Here is a 1,565-nt window from a genome sequence, read left to right as displayed (position 1 = left end):
GGGCCGCGCTGCGTACGCCGCGCAACACTGCCGAAACACGGCTGCACTAGCGTTCGTTGCATGGCAGAGGCACAGCAGGTGTTGCGGATCGGGATCGGTGGGCCGGTGGGCTCAGGCAAGACCGCTCTCATCGAGGCGCTGGTCCCAGAGTTGATCGCCCGGGGACGCACCCCGGCCGTCATCACCAACGACATCTACACGCAGGAGGACGCCGAGCACGTCCGCCGCACCCTGGCCGGAGTCCTCGATCCCGCCCGGGTGGTGGGCGTGGAGACAGGCTCGTGCCCGCACACCGCCGTGCGCGACGACCCCACCATGAACCTCGCGGTGGGGGCGGAGATGCTCGAGGACCACCCGGACGTCGACACCCTCATCTACGAGTCCGGCGGCGACAATCTCACCCTGACGTTCTCGCCGGCACTGGTCGACCTGTTCGTCTTCGTCCTGGACACCGCCGAAGGCGAGAAGATGCCCCGCAAGCGCGGGCCCGGCATCACCGAGTGCGACCTGCTGGTGATCAACAAGATCGACATCGCCCAGTACGTGCGCTGCGATCTGGGAATCATGTCCTCGGACGCTGACCGCGTCCGCTCGGGCAAGCCCGTCGCGCTCACCGACTGCCTCTCCGGGACCGGCATCGCCGAGGTGCTCGACTATTTCGAGTCCCGCCGGGTGGAACTGCTGCCCGCACGGTGAGCGACCGGCTGACCCGGGCCGCCGACCCGGGGTTCGTGTGGCCCGCCGTCGCCGCCGGACCGCAGTCCGGGCCCGGCGCGCTGCCCGTCGGCTCGCCCGGCAAGGTCGGCGTGCTGGACCTGGCCTTCCGCCGGGACGGCCGCGGCCGCACGGTACTGGCCGAACGGTTCCAGAAGTCGCCGCTGCAGGTGATGCGGTCGCTGTACATCGACCCGGTCCTCCGCGAGATGCCGACGGTGTACGTGATGTCGACCGGCGGCGGGATCGTCGGCGGCGACCGGCTGGACATGGAGGTCCGTCTGGCCGAGGGCGCGCAGGCGCTGGTCACCACGCAGGCCGCGAACCGGGTGCACCGGATGGACGTCGGCTACGCCACGCAGACCGTCTCCCTGACGCTGGGCGAGGGCGCGGTGTGCGAGTGGCTGCCGGACCCGCTCATTCCGTACGGCGGCAGCAGGTTCCAGCAGCGGCTGCGGGCCGAGGTGCCCGAGGACGCCGTGCTCATCGCCGGCGACGTCCTCACCGCCGGACGCGTGGCCCGCGGGGAGAGCTGGGACGTGGCCGCCTACGTCTCGGCCGTGGAGATCTCCCGCCCCGACGGCACCCTGCTCGCCGTGGACACCACCCACATCACCCGCGACGAGGCCGGCCACCCGCTGGTCACAGGAGACGCCGACGCGATCGGGACCCTGTTCGTCGTGGCGCCCGGCCCGGCGGAGGAGCTCGCGGCGGTCATGCGCGACGCGGCCGAGGCGATCGGGTCCGCGACCCCGAACTCGGATGGCCTTGATGCGGTGCGGTGCGGGGTGAGCACCCTGCCCGACGGCTGCGGCGCCTGGCTGCGGGTGCTCGGCCGCGGGCAGGAGAAC

2 protein-coding genes are annotated in these 1,565 nt (G+C 72.0%); both read left to right on the top strand.

Annotated elements, in window-relative coordinates; genetic code table 11:
- Positions 1-60: 60 nt before the first annotated feature.
- Positions 61-696 carry an urease accessory protein UreG gene (gene ureG / locus G6024_RS05545; RefSeq protein WP_061228858.1) on the top strand — a complete coding sequence of 212 codons (636 nt, stop codon included), beginning with the start codon at positions 61-63 and terminating at the stop codon, positions 694-696.
- On the top strand, positions 693-1,565 hold an 873-nt coding region (locus tag G6024_RS05540; RefSeq protein WP_159148252.1), incomplete at its 3' end, for an urease accessory protein UreD. The genes ureG and G6024_RS05540, both read left to right, overlap by 4 nt.

The sequence above is a fragment of the Dietzia maris genome, from assembly GCF_014144855.1.
In the GTDB taxonomy this organism is placed as follows: Bacteria; Actinomycetota; Actinomycetes; order Mycobacteriales; family Mycobacteriaceae; genus Dietzia; species Dietzia kunjamensis.
Note: the sequence above shows the minus strand (reverse complement) of the source record. Positions and strands in the feature narration are given on the sequence as shown.